The organism is Xanthomonas maliensis, from assembly GCF_009192945.1.
Lineage (GTDB): Bacteria > Pseudomonadota > Gammaproteobacteria > Xanthomonadales > Xanthomonadaceae > Xanthomonas > Xanthomonas maliensis.
Genome location: NZ_NSET01000050.1, coordinates 1 through 13,045, shown reverse-complemented (window position 1 = coordinate 13,045; position 13,045 = coordinate 1). Strand labels below are relative to the sequence as shown.

Annotated in this window: 11 protein-coding genes; 8 read left to right on the top strand and 3 right to left on the bottom strand. The window is 65.4% G+C overall.

The window, feature by feature from the left end; genetic code table 11:
* Positions 1-10: 10 nt before the first annotated feature.
* Complete coding sequence (locus CKY51_RS15625; protein ID WP_022971098.1) at positions 11-691, bottom strand: carbonic anhydrase; 681 nt, start codon at positions 689-691, stop codon at positions 11-13.
* A gap of 112 nt (positions 692-803) precedes the next feature.
* Positions 804-1,124 carry a hypothetical protein gene (locus tag CKY51_RS15620; RefSeq protein WP_031338678.1) on the bottom strand — a complete coding sequence of 107 codons (321 nt, stop codon included), beginning with the start codon at positions 1,122-1,124 and terminating at the stop codon, positions 804-806.
* Positions 1,125-1,461: 337 nt separating this feature from the next.
* On the opposite strand from CKY51_RS15620, the gene CKY51_RS15615 reads away from it, so the two are divergent.
* The 8 genes from CKY51_RS15615 (at position 1,462) to rnt (ending at position 9,725) form a co-directional block, all read left to right on the top strand.
* The gene (locus tag CKY51_RS15615; RefSeq protein WP_022971100.1) at positions 1,462-2,715 is read left to right on the top strand and encodes an OprO/OprP family phosphate-selective porin; all 1,254 of its coding nucleotides are present in this window, start codon (positions 1,462-1,464) and stop codon (positions 2,713-2,715) included.
* A 165-nt stretch (positions 2,716-2,880) separates the two neighbouring features.
* On the top strand, positions 2,881-3,900 hold the full coding sequence (gene pstS / locus CKY51_RS15610; protein WP_031338680.1) for a phosphate ABC transporter substrate-binding protein PstS: 1,020 nt from the start codon (positions 2,881-2,883) through the stop codon (positions 3,898-3,900).
* Between the two features lie 184 nt (positions 3,901-4,084).
* The gene (pstS, locus tag CKY51_RS15605) at positions 4,085-5,176 is read left to right on the top strand and encodes a phosphate ABC transporter substrate-binding protein PstS (RefSeq protein ID WP_022971102.1); all 1,092 of its coding nucleotides are present in this window, start codon (positions 4,085-4,087) and stop codon (positions 5,174-5,176) included.
* A gap of 108 nt (positions 5,177-5,284) precedes the next feature.
* Positions 5,285-6,259, top strand: coding sequence for a phosphate ABC transporter permease subunit PstC (gene pstC / locus CKY51_RS15600; RefSeq protein ID WP_022971103.1), 975 nt, complete (start codon positions 5,285-5,287; stop codon positions 6,257-6,259).
* Positions 6,259-7,122, top strand: a complete 864-nt coding sequence (gene pstA, locus CKY51_RS15595; protein ID WP_022971104.1) for a phosphate ABC transporter permease PstA — start codon at positions 6,259-6,261, stop codon at positions 7,120-7,122. The genes pstC and pstA overlap by 1 nt, the downstream gene beginning before the upstream one ends.
* A gap of 22 nt (positions 7,123-7,144) precedes the next feature.
* On the top strand, positions 7,145-7,975 hold the full coding sequence (pstB, locus tag CKY51_RS15590; protein WP_022971105.1) for a phosphate ABC transporter ATP-binding protein PstB: 831 nt from the start codon (positions 7,145-7,147) through the stop codon (positions 7,973-7,975).
* Positions 7,976-8,089: 114 nt separating this feature from the next.
* Positions 8,090-8,800, top strand: coding sequence for a phosphate signaling complex protein PhoU (gene phoU / locus CKY51_RS15585; protein ID WP_022971106.1), 711 nt, complete (start codon positions 8,090-8,092; stop codon positions 8,798-8,800).
* Positions 8,801-9,077: 277 nt separating this feature from the next.
* Positions 9,078-9,725 carry a ribonuclease T gene (rnt, locus tag CKY51_RS15580; protein WP_152249481.1) on the top strand — a complete coding sequence of 216 codons (648 nt, stop codon included), beginning with the start codon at positions 9,078-9,080 and terminating at the stop codon, positions 9,723-9,725.
* Between the two features lie 124 nt (positions 9,726-9,849).
* Here the strand turns inward: rnt and CKY51_RS15575 are convergent, their stop codons facing one another.
* Positions 9,850-12,876, bottom strand: a complete 3,027-nt coding sequence (locus tag CKY51_RS15575; RefSeq protein ID WP_081641322.1) for a ligand-binding sensor domain-containing diguanylate cyclase — start codon at positions 12,874-12,876, stop codon at positions 9,850-9,852.
* Positions 12,877-13,045 lie beyond the last annotated feature (169 nt).

Genomic DNA, 13,045 nt, shown 5'->3' with positions numbered 1-13,045 from the left:
CTGTGCTCCGTCAGGCCAGTTCTGCCCGCACTGCCTGCTGCAGTCGCGGACGCGGGGTTGCCTCGGGGGTCGTCTCGCCAAGCAACGGACGGAAGCCGCCCTTCTCGGCATCGAAGGCGCGGATCTCGCCGTGGGCGATGTCGTAGATCCAGCCATGGATACGCAGCGTGCCCGCCGCCAGACGCGCAGCCACCACCGGCTGCGTACGCAGATGATCCAGCTGCGAGACCACGTTCTCCTCGGTCATGCAGGTCAAGGCCTCCTGGCTCTGCGGATCATGGCCATGATGCGTGGTGACATGCCGCGCCGCGTCGGTGTGCTTGAGCCACGCCGCCACCGAAGGTACATCGTCCAGCGACTCGGGCTTGAGTACGGCCTTCATCGCACCGCAATCGGAGTGGCCACAGACCACGATATGACGCACGCCCAACACCGCAACCGCGTACTCGATCGCCGCGACCACGCCACTGACGTGTTGCGAATACGGCGGCACCACATTGCCGATATTGCGGTAGACGAACAGTTCACCAGGCTTCGCCGAGAAGATCAGCTCCGGCATGACGCGCGAGTCGGCGCAGGTGATGAACAGCGTGTGCGGGCTTTGCCCGGCAGCCAATTCCTGAAAGCGGGCGCTTTCGCGCGGATACACTTCTTTACGGAAATGGCGAAAACCTTTCAGCAAACTTTCCATGGGAGATTCCTCTAGGCAACGAATGGCCTCCGTGTCGAACGACACGGACGCAAAAGAAAACGAACAAGTCAGGAAATCCGATGCGTGGCATCGGGTACAGCGACAGCGGGGATCAGGCGCGCAGTGCGTTTGGAGGACGCAGTTGCGGGATCAGGTCGCGTTTCTGAGTTGCCGGCGCGTGATGCGCATACCAAGAGGGCGTGTAGCGCGCGAGGACTGGCCAGGCCTGGGAGGGCAAGGCAATGTCGTCAACCGGATGGGTATCGACCTGCGATTGGCCTTCCCCGTCGTCCAGCTGATCGTCGGCGAGATCGCGCTCATCGCCGCTATCCGCCATCGCCAACAGGCTTTCGCTCGCGCCCGCGTCGAACACGCGGACGTGCGCGCTGGCTGCCGACCACGCGGTGAGCGTGAGCAGGCAGACCAGCAGCAGTTGGAGAAATCGCGGAAACATGGTTCGAAACTAACAAGTCCGCGCGCCCATGCGCAAGTGGTGCGTCGCACAAGTGGTGACTCTCGGCACGAGTGCACAGGGCTGGGTTCAGGTCGCCACGCACCATCAGGGTGCGAGCAACGAATGGCACGCAATGTCATAGGCGACTCCGCACCAAACTTGTTCATAGTCATGACACACAATGACAAGGTTTAAATACGATTAAATCATTGTCTTTATTGGCAAAAATTTAAATGTTGCATTTTTGCGAATTGTCACATTAACGCCATCTTCACACCCTAGCCTGCGCGCACTTTCCCACTGCCGCAAGGTTTCCATGAAACGCTCGCCTACCCTGCTCTACAGCGCCTTGGCACTGGCCTTGGCCGCTCCGGCTGCGCACGCCGAAATCGCCATCGATGCCATCGCTGGCTCGGAAGTCTCGCTCGAAGGCCTGGTCCAGGCAGACGGCAACTGGTTCCACAACGATGTGCAGGATCTCAATGGCGCGATCGGTGCGAATGGCGACAACTCCGAGTTCAGCATCCGCCGCGCCGAGCTGGTGCTCAAGGGCAAGGGACCAGGCAACGTCGAGTGGGTACTGGGCTACGATCCGAGCGTTCTGAAGCAGGTGACCATCAAGGGCACCACCATCAACAGCACCGGCCGGTTCCTGGATACCAACGTCAAGTACAAGTTCGGCGGCAACGCCAACAACTACTTGCAGATCGGCCAGTTCAAGCAGCCCAACAGCCTGGAAGAGCTGTCGAGCACCAAGAACAACGATTTCGTCTCCAAGGCCTCGGTGACCAACACCTACGGCATTTCGCGCCGGCTCGGCGTGGCGTACGGAATGGGCGACGACAACTGGAGCGTGACCGCCAGCGCCTTCGGCCGCGAGCTGACGCGCAACCTGGCCGCTGGCCATGGCTATGGCGCGCGCGGCACCTGGGCACCGATCAACCAGGCCGGCAATATCCTCCACTTCGGCCTGAGCTACCTGAACTACACCGCCGACGGCGACATCCTGCGTCTGCGCTCGCGGCCGGATGCGGACCTGACCACGGTTCGTCTGATCGACAGCGGCGCCGTCGCCAATGTGGACCGGGTCGGCGTGGCCGGTGCCGAAGCGATGTGGGTCACCGGACCGTTCAAGCTGCAGGCCGAGTACTTCCAGGAGAACGCCACGCGCACCAACAACGCTGGCCCTGACTACACCAGCGACGGCTGGTACGTCAGCGGCGTGTGGAACATCACCGGCGAAACCTGGGGCTACAAGGCGGGTGTGCCGACCACGCCGCTGCCGAACGCCCCGGCTTCGGGCATGTGGCAGCTGGCGGTGCGCTACGACACGCTCGACCTCAACGACGGCCATGTGGTTTCCAATGGCAGCAACACGCCGTTCGTGGATGGCGTGCTGGGCGGCAAGATGAATATCTGGACGGCCGGCGTCAACTGGTACTGGCGCTCCAACTTCAAGTTCGCGCTGGACTACGCCAAGGTCGACAGCAGCCGTTACAGCGCCACCACCCGTCGACTGGTCGACGACAACCCGTCGATCCTGGAAGCGCGCGCGCAGTTCTACTGGTAAGCCTCGTCGCAGCCAGCCATGCCCCTACCGGCCCCCTGCCTGGTGCAGAGGGCCGGCTCGGCATGCGTCATCCCCATGTCATCCCGGCGACACCGCAGTGTCATCCGCCTGCTTTGCAATGGCGAGGCTGCGGGTCGCCTTCATCCCTAGCCACAAGGAGCTTCCGTGATCCGTTCTCTTCCTTCCCGCCTGGTTGCCGGCGCCCTCGCCGCCTCGCTGGCGTTGTGCGCGCAGGCCGCCGATGTCACCGGCGCTGGCGCCTCGTTCATCTATCCGGTCATGTCCAAGTGGTCGGCCGATTACCACGCGGCGACCGGCAAGCAGGTCAATTATCAGTCGATCGGCTCCGGTGGCGGCATCGCGCAGATCAAGGCCGCCAGCGTGGACTTCGGCTCCTCCGATGCACCGCTGAAGCCGGAAGAACTCGCTGCCGCCGGCCTGGCCCAGTTTCCCTCGGTGATCGGCGGCGTGGTGCCGGTGGTCAATGTGCCGGGCATCGCAGCCGGCACCCTCAAGCTGGACGGCCAGGTGCTGGGCGACATCTTCCTGGGCAAGGTCACCACCTGGAACGCGCCGGCGATCGCCGCGCTCAATCCCGGCCTCAAGCTGCCCGAGGGCAAGATCACCGTGGTGCATCGCTCCGATGGCTCGGGCACCAGCTTCAACTTCACCAACTACCTGTCCAAGGTCAACAGCGACTGGAAGGGCAAGGTCGGCGAAGGCACCGCGGTGCAGTGGCCGGTCGGTATCGGCGGCAAGGGTAACGAGGGCGTGGCCGCTTACGTCAAGCAGATCAAGGGCGGCATCGGCTATGTCGAGCTGTCCTACGCGCTGCAGAACAAGATGGCCTACACCGCGATGAAGAATGCCGCCGGCAAGTTCGTGCAGCCGTCCGACGAAACCTTTGCCGCAGCCGCCAACAGCGCCGACTGGGCCAACGCCAAGGACTTCTACCTGGTGATGACCAATGCGGCTGGCGAGAACGCCTGGCCGATCACCGCCACCAACTTCATCCTGGTGCAGAAGAAGCCCAAGAATGCGGCCGGCCTGGAGAACACCCTGGAGTTCTTCCGCTGGGTCTATGCCAAGGGCGATGCCCAGGCCAAGCAGCTGGACTATGTGCCCCTGCCCGACAGCCTGGTCAGCCAGATCGACGCGTACTGGGCCAAGACGCTGCCACGCTGACGCACGCAACAGGACCGGCGCCGTCTCTCTCCCCGACGCCGGCACCCGGGACGCGGACCCCATGGGTCCGCGTCTTTTTTTGTGATGGCGGTGGCCGGGCGCCACTGTCATGCACATGTAACAAAAACATCATTTCATAGCCTCGCCTGCCGGGTTCCCCGGCCCCTTCCCGCTTGGAGCCTCCATGAAACTGCAGTCGGCCGGTCTGACCGCCCTGTCCCTTACCATTGCCCTGGCCCTGGCCGCCTGTTCGCCCGGCAAGGACGCGCAATCCGGCGCGGCTCCCCAGGCTGGCGCCACCCCGGGGACGGCGGCTGGCGACAGCAAGAGCGCCGAGATCTCGGGCGCGGGCGCGTCCTTCATCTATCCGCTGGTGTCCAAGTGGTCGGCCGACTACAACGCGGCCACCGGCAACAAGGTCAATTACCAGTCGATCGGCTCCGGCGGCGGCATCGCCCAGATCAAGGCCGGGACGGTGGACTTCGGCTCGTCCGACAAGCCGCTGGACAGCGCCGAACTGCAGCAGGCTGGCCTGGGCCAGTTCCCTTCGGCAATTGGGGGGGTTGTCCCGGTCGTCAATCTGGAAGGCATGGATGCCGGCAAGCTGCGCCTGACCGGCGCGCTGCTGGCCGACATCTTCCTCGGCAAGGTCACCACCTGGAATGACCCGGTCATCGCCGCCGCCAACCCGGGCGTGACACTGCCGACCGGCAAGATCAACCTGGTGCACCGTTCCGATGGTTCGGGCACGACCTTCAACTTCTCCAACTACCTGTCCAAGGTCAGCCCGGAGTGGAAGACCAAGGTCGGCGAAGGCACCTCGGTCCAGTGGCCGGGCGGCGTCGGCGGCAAGGGCAACGAAGGCGTGGCCTCCTACGTGCAGCAGATCAAGGGCTCGATCGGCTACGTCGAACTGGCCTATGCGCTGCAGAACAAGATGCCGTATGCCTCGCTGCAGAACGCCGCCGGCAACTGGGTGCAGCCCAATGCCGAAAGCTTCGCTGCCGCTGCGGCCAGCGCCGACTGGGCCAATGCCAAGGACTTCAACCTGGTGATCACCAATGCACCGGGCGCGCAGGCCTGGCCGATCACCGCGACCAACTTCATGCTGATGCACAAGCAGCCCAAGGACGCGGCGCGCAGCAAGGCGACGCTGGCATTCTTCAAGTGGGCGTTGGAAAACGGCCAGAAGCAGGCCGACGAACTGCACTACGTGCCGCTGCCGCCGGAGCTGGTCAAGCAGATCGAGTCCTACTGGGCCAGCGAGTTCAAGTAATGCCTGCGCCCGCCTGCGTGGCGGATCGCGCTGCGGCGAGGCGGCCTCTGGCCCCTCGCCGTTCCTGCTATCTCATCCCGCCGTTGCGCGGGTGAAGAGTCCAACCGAATGAATGCCACCGCCCTTCCCGAAGCGATGACCGCCCCACGCGGTCGCGACCTGCGCGATGCGCGTGCCGACCGCCTGTTCCGCCTGGCCCTGGGCGCGACGGTCGTGTTCGTGCTGCTCGCGCTCGGCAGCGCTGCCTTGTCGATGCTGTGGGGCGGGCGCCATGCCTTGCAGATCCAGGGCCTGAGCTTTTTCTACTCGGCCGACTGGAATCCGGTCGAGAACAAGTACGGTGCACTGGCCCCCATCTACGGCACCCTGGTCACCGCCCTGATCGCGATGCTGATCGCGGTCCCGGTGAGCTTCGGTATCGCCTTCTTCCTGACCGAGGTGGCGCCGCGCTGGCTGCGCGGGCCGATCGGCACCGCGATCGAACTGCTGGCCGGCATCCCGTCGATCATCTACGGCATGTGGGGCCTGTTCGTACTGGTGCCAGTGATGACCGAGCATGTCACCCCCTGGCTCAATGATCACCTCGGAACCTTGCCGCTGATCGGCGTGATGTTCCAGGGTCCACCGCTGGGCATCGGCCTGCTCACCGCCGGCTTCGTGTTGGCGATCATGGTGGTGCCCTTCATCTCCTCGGTGATGCGCGAAGTCTTCCTGACGGTACCGACGCGGCTGAAGGAATCGGCCTATGCGCTGGGCTCCACCAAGTGGGAAGTCAGTTGGGACATCGTGCTGCCGTATACGCGCTCGGCGGTGATCGGCGGCGTATTCCTCGGCCTGGGCCGCGCGCTCGGTGAGACGATGGCGGTGGCATTCGTGGTCGGCAACACCGTGCGACTGTCGCCGTCGTTGCTGGAACCTGGCACCACCATCGCCGCACTGATCGCCAACGACTTCGGCGAGGCCACCGAAACCTATCGCTCGGCGCTGCTGCTGCTCGGCTTCGTGTTGTTCATCGTGACCTTCATCGTATTGGCGATCGCCCGCTTCATGCTGATGCAACTGGCCCGCCGGGAGGGCAACTGATGTCCTCGGTCTCGCAAGCGCTGTACAACCGGCGCCGCATCACCAACGCGGTGGCGCTGCTGCTGTCGTGCGTCACCGCCCTGTTCGGGCTGTTCTTCCTGGCCTGGATCCTGTGGACGCTGCTCTCCAAGGGCTTGCCCGGCATCGATCTCAATCTGTTTACCAAGATGACCCCAGCGCCGATGCAGGAAGGCGGTCTGCTCAATGCGTTCTTCGGCAGTGCGGTGATGTGCGGGCTGGCGATCCTGATCGGCACCCCGCTCGGGGTGGCCGCCGGCACCTGGCTGGCCGAATACGGCAATGCGCGCAAGGCGGGCGTGGTGGTGCGCTTCGTCAACGACATCCTGCTGTCGGCACCGTCCATCGTGCTCGGTCTGTTCGTCTACACCTTGTACGTGATGCAGACCGGCGGTCGCTTCTCGGCATTCGCCGGTGCGTTGTCGCTGGCCTTCATCGTGCTGCCGGTCGTGGTGCGCACGACCGACGAAATGCTGCGGCTGGTGCCGGCGCAGATGCGCGAAGCCGCCCTGTCGCTGGGCATCCCGCACTGGAAGGTCACCGTGCAGGTGCTCTACCGCAGTGCCTCGGCCGGCATCGTCACCGGCGTGCTGCTGGCGCTGGCGCGCATCAGCGGCGAAACCGCACCGCTGCTGTTCACCGCGTTCGGCAACCAGTACTGGAACAGCAACATCTTCCAGCCAATGGCCAGCGTGCCGGTGATCATGAATCAGTTCGCCGGCAGCCCATACGAGTCCTGGCAGACGCTGGCCTGGGCCGGTGCCCTGGTGCTGACCGTGTTCGTGCTGCTGGTGAGCCTGGGCGCACGCGCCCTGCTCCTGCGCAACAAGATTTCCCATGACTGACCTTTTTTTCCGGACGCCCGACATGAACGACCTCCACAACGCCACGCCGATGCAACGCATCGCCGTTCCGGCCGCCAAGGGCGCGCCGACCGCGCAGGCGCCGGTCAAGCTCGCCGCCCGCAAGCTCGATTTCTACTACGACAAGTACCACGCGCTGAAGAGCATCGACCTGGAGATTCCCGAGAAGCGGGTGACTGCGCTGATCGGCCCGTCCGGCTGCGGCAAGTCGACCTTGTTGCGGATCTTCAACCGCATCTACGCGCTGTATCCGAAGCTGGAAGCCCGCGGCGAGGTGCTGCTGGATGGCGAGAACATCCTGTCGCCGAAGTATCCGATGAACCGCCTGCGCAGCAAGGTGGGCATGGTGTTCCAGAAGCCGGTGCCGTTCCCGATGACCATCTTCGAGAACGTCGCCTACGGCATCCGCCACCACGAAAAGCTGTCCAAGGCCGAGATGGCCAATCGCGTCGAACACGCCTTGCGCCAGGGTGCGTTGTGGGACGAGGTCAAGGACAAGCTTGGGCAGAGCGCGCTGGGCCTGTCCGGCGGCCAGCAGCAGCGGCTGTGCATCGCCCGCGCGGTTGCGCTCCGTCCTGACGTGTTGCTGCTCGACGAGCCGACCTCGGCGCTGGATCCCATCTCCACCAGCCGCATCGAGCAACTGGTCGAGGAACTCAAGTGCGATTACACCATCGTGATCGTCACCCACAACATGCAGCAGGCCGCGCGCGTGTCCGACTACACCGCCTTCATGTATCTGGGCGACCTGATCGAGCACGACCGCACCGAAACGATCTTCTCCCAGCCATCCAAACAGCAGACCGAAGACTACATCACCGGCCGTTTCGGTTGATGCAGACCGTTCCATTATCGCCGTCCCAGCACCGCAGCTGACGCCAGCACGCATCGACGGCATGCGCCGTCCCCGCAGCATCAGCGCCTGCCACCACCGTCATTCGAGACCACCATGAACCAACATCCCAACGACCATATCGTCAAAAGCTACGACGAAGAGCAGCACCGTCTCGTCGCCGAGATCGTGCGCATGGGCGAGACGGCTGTCGCGCAGCTGGAAGCCGCGCTGGATGTGGTGGAACGCCGCGACGATCATGCCGCCCATCGCATCGTGGTCAACGACGAAGCCATCGACGCGCTCGAGCATGCGATCAGCCACGACGTGATGCGGCTGGCGCTGCGTGGGCCGATGGCGCGCGACTTGCGCGAGATCCTGGCAGGGTTGCGGATTCCGGCCGACATCGAGCGTATCGGCGATTACGCCGCCAATGTCGCCAAGCGTTCGATCGCGCTCAATTCCGCGCCGCCGCTGCCGCAGACGGTCGGTCTGCGCGCGCTCGGACAGATGGCGGCGCAATCGGTCCGCGACGCCGTGCAGGCTTACCGCGACAAGGACGCCAACGCAGCCGTGCGCGTGCGCGACGAGGATGCCCGCCTGGACGCGCAATACACCGCGCTGTTCCGCGAGCTGCTGACCTACATGATGGAAGATCCGCGCAACATCACCCCATGCACGCACCTGTTGTTCATGGCCAAGAACCTCGAGCGGATCGGCGATCACGCCACCAATATCGCCGAGAACGTCTGGTTCCTGGTCCACGGCGAGCAGCCGCTGCCGCCGCGGGTCAAGCGCGACGACACCAGCACCACCGGCGTGATCTGAACTGCCTGAGGTTGGTCCGGCCGCGACAGACGCTGACCGGGCCCCGCTGCTGAGCCAATACACTGCAGGTCTCCATGTCGGCCACAGGCGCGCTGACACGATGGACGCCCCCCCGCCAGCACCTGCGCACGGCGGCGGCCCGGCCCGTTGGCAGGTGCTGACGACGGCTCGCCCGCCTCCCGGGGGCGCGCGCCCTCGTATCGATGGCCCGGCGACGCTTCGCAGCGCTGCAGAGACCCACGGACGCAACGGCCCCAGGAGCTCGACCTGCTAGGCTATGCGGATGAGCGACCCGGACGACCTGCAACCCTCCCCTTCCCTGGTGCCGATGGCACGACGCTTCCGTGGCTATCTGCCGGTGGTGGTGGACGTGGAGACGGGCGGCTTCGACTGGAACCGGCACGCGCTGCTGGAAATCGCCTGCGTACCGATCGAAATGGATGCCGATGGGCGCTTCTTTCCCGGCGACACCGCCAGTGCGCACCTGGTGCCGGCCCCCGGCCTGGAGATCGACCCAAAGTCGCTGGAAATCACCGGCATCAAACTCGATCACCCGTTCCGCTTCGCCAAGCAGGAGAAGGAGGCGCTGGACCATGTGTTCGCGCCGGTCCGCGCGGCGGTGAAGAAGTACGGTTGCCAGCGCGCGATCCTGGTCGGTCACAACGCGCACTTCGACCTGAATTTCCTCAATGCCGCAGTGGCCCGCGTCGGCCACAAGCGCAACCCGTTCCATCCCTTCAGCGTGTTCGATACCGTGACCCTGGCCGGCGTGGCCTATGGGCAAACCGTGCTGGCGCGTGCCGCGCAGGCGGCCGGGCTGGAATGGAACAGCGCCGACGCCCATAGCGCGGTCTATGACACCGAGCAGACCGCGCGCCTGTTCTGCACCATCGCCAACGCCTGGCCGGCACCGACCGCACGCTGATTCTTCATCGCGCCTGCGGCAAGCGCCTCGTGGCGTGCCCGCGTTGGCGTGCGGCTCGCTCATCGTCGCGTTTGGCAGACGACGTCATGCACCCCGGCTGCGACCACCGCAGCAACAGCTTGGGTCACTCGTCGCTGCAGATGCGGTCGCGGCCGGCGCTCTTGGCTTCGTAAAGCGCGTGGTCGGCGCGTTGCAGCAATGCAGGGCCGGTTTCGCCCTCGCGCACGACGGCAATGCCGGCGCTGAAGGTGACATGCAATCCCTGCACGCCGCCCCAGTCCCGCCGTGCATGAAACTGGTCGCGCAGGCGTAGGCATAGCGTCTTGGCTTCGTCCAGGGTGGTGTCGCTGAGCAGCAGGGCGAACTCTTCACCGCCCAGGCGTGCCGGCAGATCCGACGCACGCGCCGACGCCGCCAGCAGCGCGCCCACCTCATGCAGCACCGCATCGCCACGGGCGTGGGAATGTTGGTCGTTGATGCGCTTGAAATGATCGATGTCCAGGATCGCCAGCACCAACGGCCGGCCGCTACGCTGCGCCCGACTCAGGTCGCGCGCCAGCGCCTCGTCGAAGTGGCGACGATTGGGTAGCCCAGTCAAGGCATCCTCGTGCGCCTGCCGTTCGAACGTGTCCGATTTGATCCGCAGCCGGGTCAGCAGCTCGCTCTTTTCCTGGTTGGCCTGCAGCAGCCGCTGCGCCTGCAGTTGCAGATCGGCCGTGCGCTTGCGCACCAGCTCGGCCAGCCGTGCGTTATGGGCCTGGTAGCCGCGCAGCAGGATCCGATACAACAGTGCCAGCGCGAACAACAAGCCCAGCACTCCGGCAAGACGGACATCCTGCCGCTGCCACCACAACGGGAGGACCTCGAAGTCCCAGACCACCGGCTGTGCACTCCAGGCGCCGCCGGGGTGGCGTGCGGCCACGCGCAAGCGGTAGCGTCCAGGCGGCAGGCCGATGAATTCGACACTGCGTTGCCGCCCGCGCTCGGTCCAGGACCGGTCCAGGCCATCCAGCCGGGTGCGGTATTCGATCCGTTCGGGCAGCAGGAAGCTCATGCCCACATACGAGACGTTGAGCCGATGCCCACCGGGCAAGCGAGCATGCTGCTGCCAAAGCAGCGGCTTGCCGTCCTGTTGCACGCTTTCGATCAGCGCTGGCGGCGGCCGACGCTGGCGGAAGCCTTGCAGGCGCTGCGGATCGACCACGCTGACGCCGCCGGCGGTGACCACCCAGATCGATCCGTCGGCACGCCGGATCAGGCTCGGCCCGGAGCTGCCGTTGGCCTGCGCACTGCCCATGCCGTCGATCTCGTTGTATTGCTCGGTGGCCAGCCGGGTGCGTCCATCGGCCACGTCTTCCAACTGGTGCATGTCGGCACGCAGCATGCCGCGGTTGCTGCTGATCCAGGCGTTGCCCGCGTGGTCCTCGACCAGCTGGAACACCGTATCCACCGGCATGCCCTGCTCCAGCCCGACCCGCGCCAACACACCGTTGCGATCGCGATACAGGCCACGATCGGTGGCGATCCAGATCTCCTTGCCGATCGCCTGAAAGCCGAACACGCTGCGCCCATCGCCCAGTCCCTGCAGGTCCAGTTGTCGCAGGCGCCCGTCGCGCAGCACCGCAGCCCCATCTACCGAACCGATCCACAGCGCGCCGTCGATGCAGGCCAACGCGGTCACCACGCTGATGGGCAGCCCATCGCCGGTGAGCGGCTCCACACGCCCATCCCGCACGCGGACCAGCCCGCGCTGGGTGGCCAGCCAGACCACCGCGTCGGCATCGATGGCAATGGCGCGGATATGTCCACCAGGCAAACCGTCGGCCTCGCCGTAGTGGCGCACGAGCCGGCCATCGCGCAACACGAACACGCCGTCGGCGTAGGTTCCCACCCAGAGATCGCCGTTGCGGTCCTGCGCCAGGCTCAGCACCGACAGCCGCCGGCCGGACGGCGTGGCAACCGGCACTGCCACGATCCGGCCATCGGGCAGCAGCCGATCCAGGCCGCCGGTGCCGGCAATCCAAAGGCTGCCGTCGCGATCCTCCAGCAAGGCGCGACTGTAGTCGCCGCTGAGTCCGTCGCGCTGGCTGTAGCGACTGAACAGCGTTTCGCGCAGGCGGAACAGACCGCCGTTGGCGCCAACCCAAATACTGCCTTCGGCATCCTCGCGCAGGCTGACGATGCGCCCGGTCGGCAAGGCGCGCCCGGGCGGTAGCTGTTCGATGCCATGGCGCCCGATACGCAGCAGGCCCTGGTTCTCGCTTCCCAGCCACAATTGACCATGGCGGTCCTGCAACAAGGCGGTGAAGTGGCCTTGCCCAGGCAGCCGGTACACCCGCGTCGCCTGATCATCGTGCAGGCGATACAGGCTATCGCCGGCCACCACCCACAAGGTGCCGTCCGGTGCCCGATAGGGCCAGGCCAGCCCTGGTGGCAGGTCGAAGGCCGCCGGCGCCTGATGCATGCGTCCGTCCGGCTCGCGATAGATCAACCCATCGAAGCTACCGATCAGCAATCGGCCGGCATCGTCGAACGTCATTCGCGGAAAACTGGTCTGCAGCGGAACGCCATCGCGTGGTGGGTAGTAGACGAAACCACCGTCGGGCGACAGGCAGCCGAGGCCATGACCTTCGAACAGCAGCCACATGCGCCCCTGCGCATCCATGGTCATGGCGTGAATCAAGGCCTGCGGCCAGCCGGGCTGCCGCGGCCAATGCTGCCATTGCCCATCGGCGCCGTGACGGACCAGGTTGCCGCGCGCATCGCTGAGCCACAATGCACTGTCGCGATCCACGTACAAGGCGCCGACCCCGTTATCCGGAAGGCCAGGACGCGTGCTGCGATCGATGACGTTGAACTCCAGGCCGTTGTAGCGAACCAGCCCTTCCCAGGTCGCAAACCATAGATAGCCGTCGGGGGTCTGCGCGATGTCGCGCAGCGAGTTATGCGGCAGGCCGTTACGCGAGCTCCAACTGTCGATCGCGTAGTCCCGCAACGGTGCCGGCAGCACGCTCGTGGCCAAGGCGACACTCGGCCACAGCCATAGCAGCAGGCAGACGCAGCGTCCCCCCGCATGACGACGTATTGCACGTTTCCCCGGCGCGCCCGCCCTACCCCTGCCCGCCAGACCGGCGGCCCACTGCTGCTTCATCGGACACGACACACCCTTCGCGGCGGATATGGTAGGCAAAAATGCCCGCTCCCGTCGCGCTAGCTGAAGACGCGGATGGAATGGTGCGTGCTGGCGGGCCTTGCAACGCGCCGATGCGCAGACCGACGGCGGCAATTGCGCAAATCACACCCGCTGACCGATGTGAGAG

Excerpts from the sequence above, each read along its gene's own strand:
- pstB (WP_022971105.1), top strand. The coding sequence starts at position 7,145 with ATGAACGACCTCCACAACGCCACGCCGATGCAACGCATCGCCGTTCCG.
- CKY51_RS15625 (WP_022971098.1), bottom strand. The coding sequence starts at position 691 with ATGGAAAGTTTGCTGAAAGGTTTTCGCCATTTCCGTAAAGAAGTGTAT.
- pstC (WP_022971103.1), top strand. The coding sequence starts at position 5,285 with ATGAATGCCACCGCCCTTCCCGAAGCGATGACCGCCCCACGCGGTCGC.
- CKY51_RS15615 (WP_022971100.1), top strand. The coding sequence starts at position 1,462 with ATGAAACGCTCGCCTACCCTGCTCTACAGCGCCTTGGCACTGGCCTTG.
- pstS (WP_022971102.1), top strand. The coding sequence starts at position 4,085 with ATGAAACTGCAGTCGGCCGGTCTGACCGCCCTGTCCCTTACCATTGCC.
- phoU (WP_022971106.1), top strand. The coding sequence starts at position 8,090 with ATGAACCAACATCCCAACGACCATATCGTCAAAAGCTACGACGAAGAG.
- CKY51_RS15575 (WP_081641322.1), bottom strand. The coding sequence starts at position 12,876 with ATGAAGCAGCAGTGGGCCGCCGGTCTGGCGGGCAGGGGTAGGGCGGGC.
- pstA (WP_022971104.1), top strand. The coding sequence starts at position 6,259 with ATGTCCTCGGTCTCGCAAGCGCTGTACAACCGGCGCCGCATCACCAAC.
- rnt (WP_152249481.1), top strand. The coding sequence starts at position 9,078 with ATGCGGATGAGCGACCCGGACGACCTGCAACCCTCCCCTTCCCTGGTG.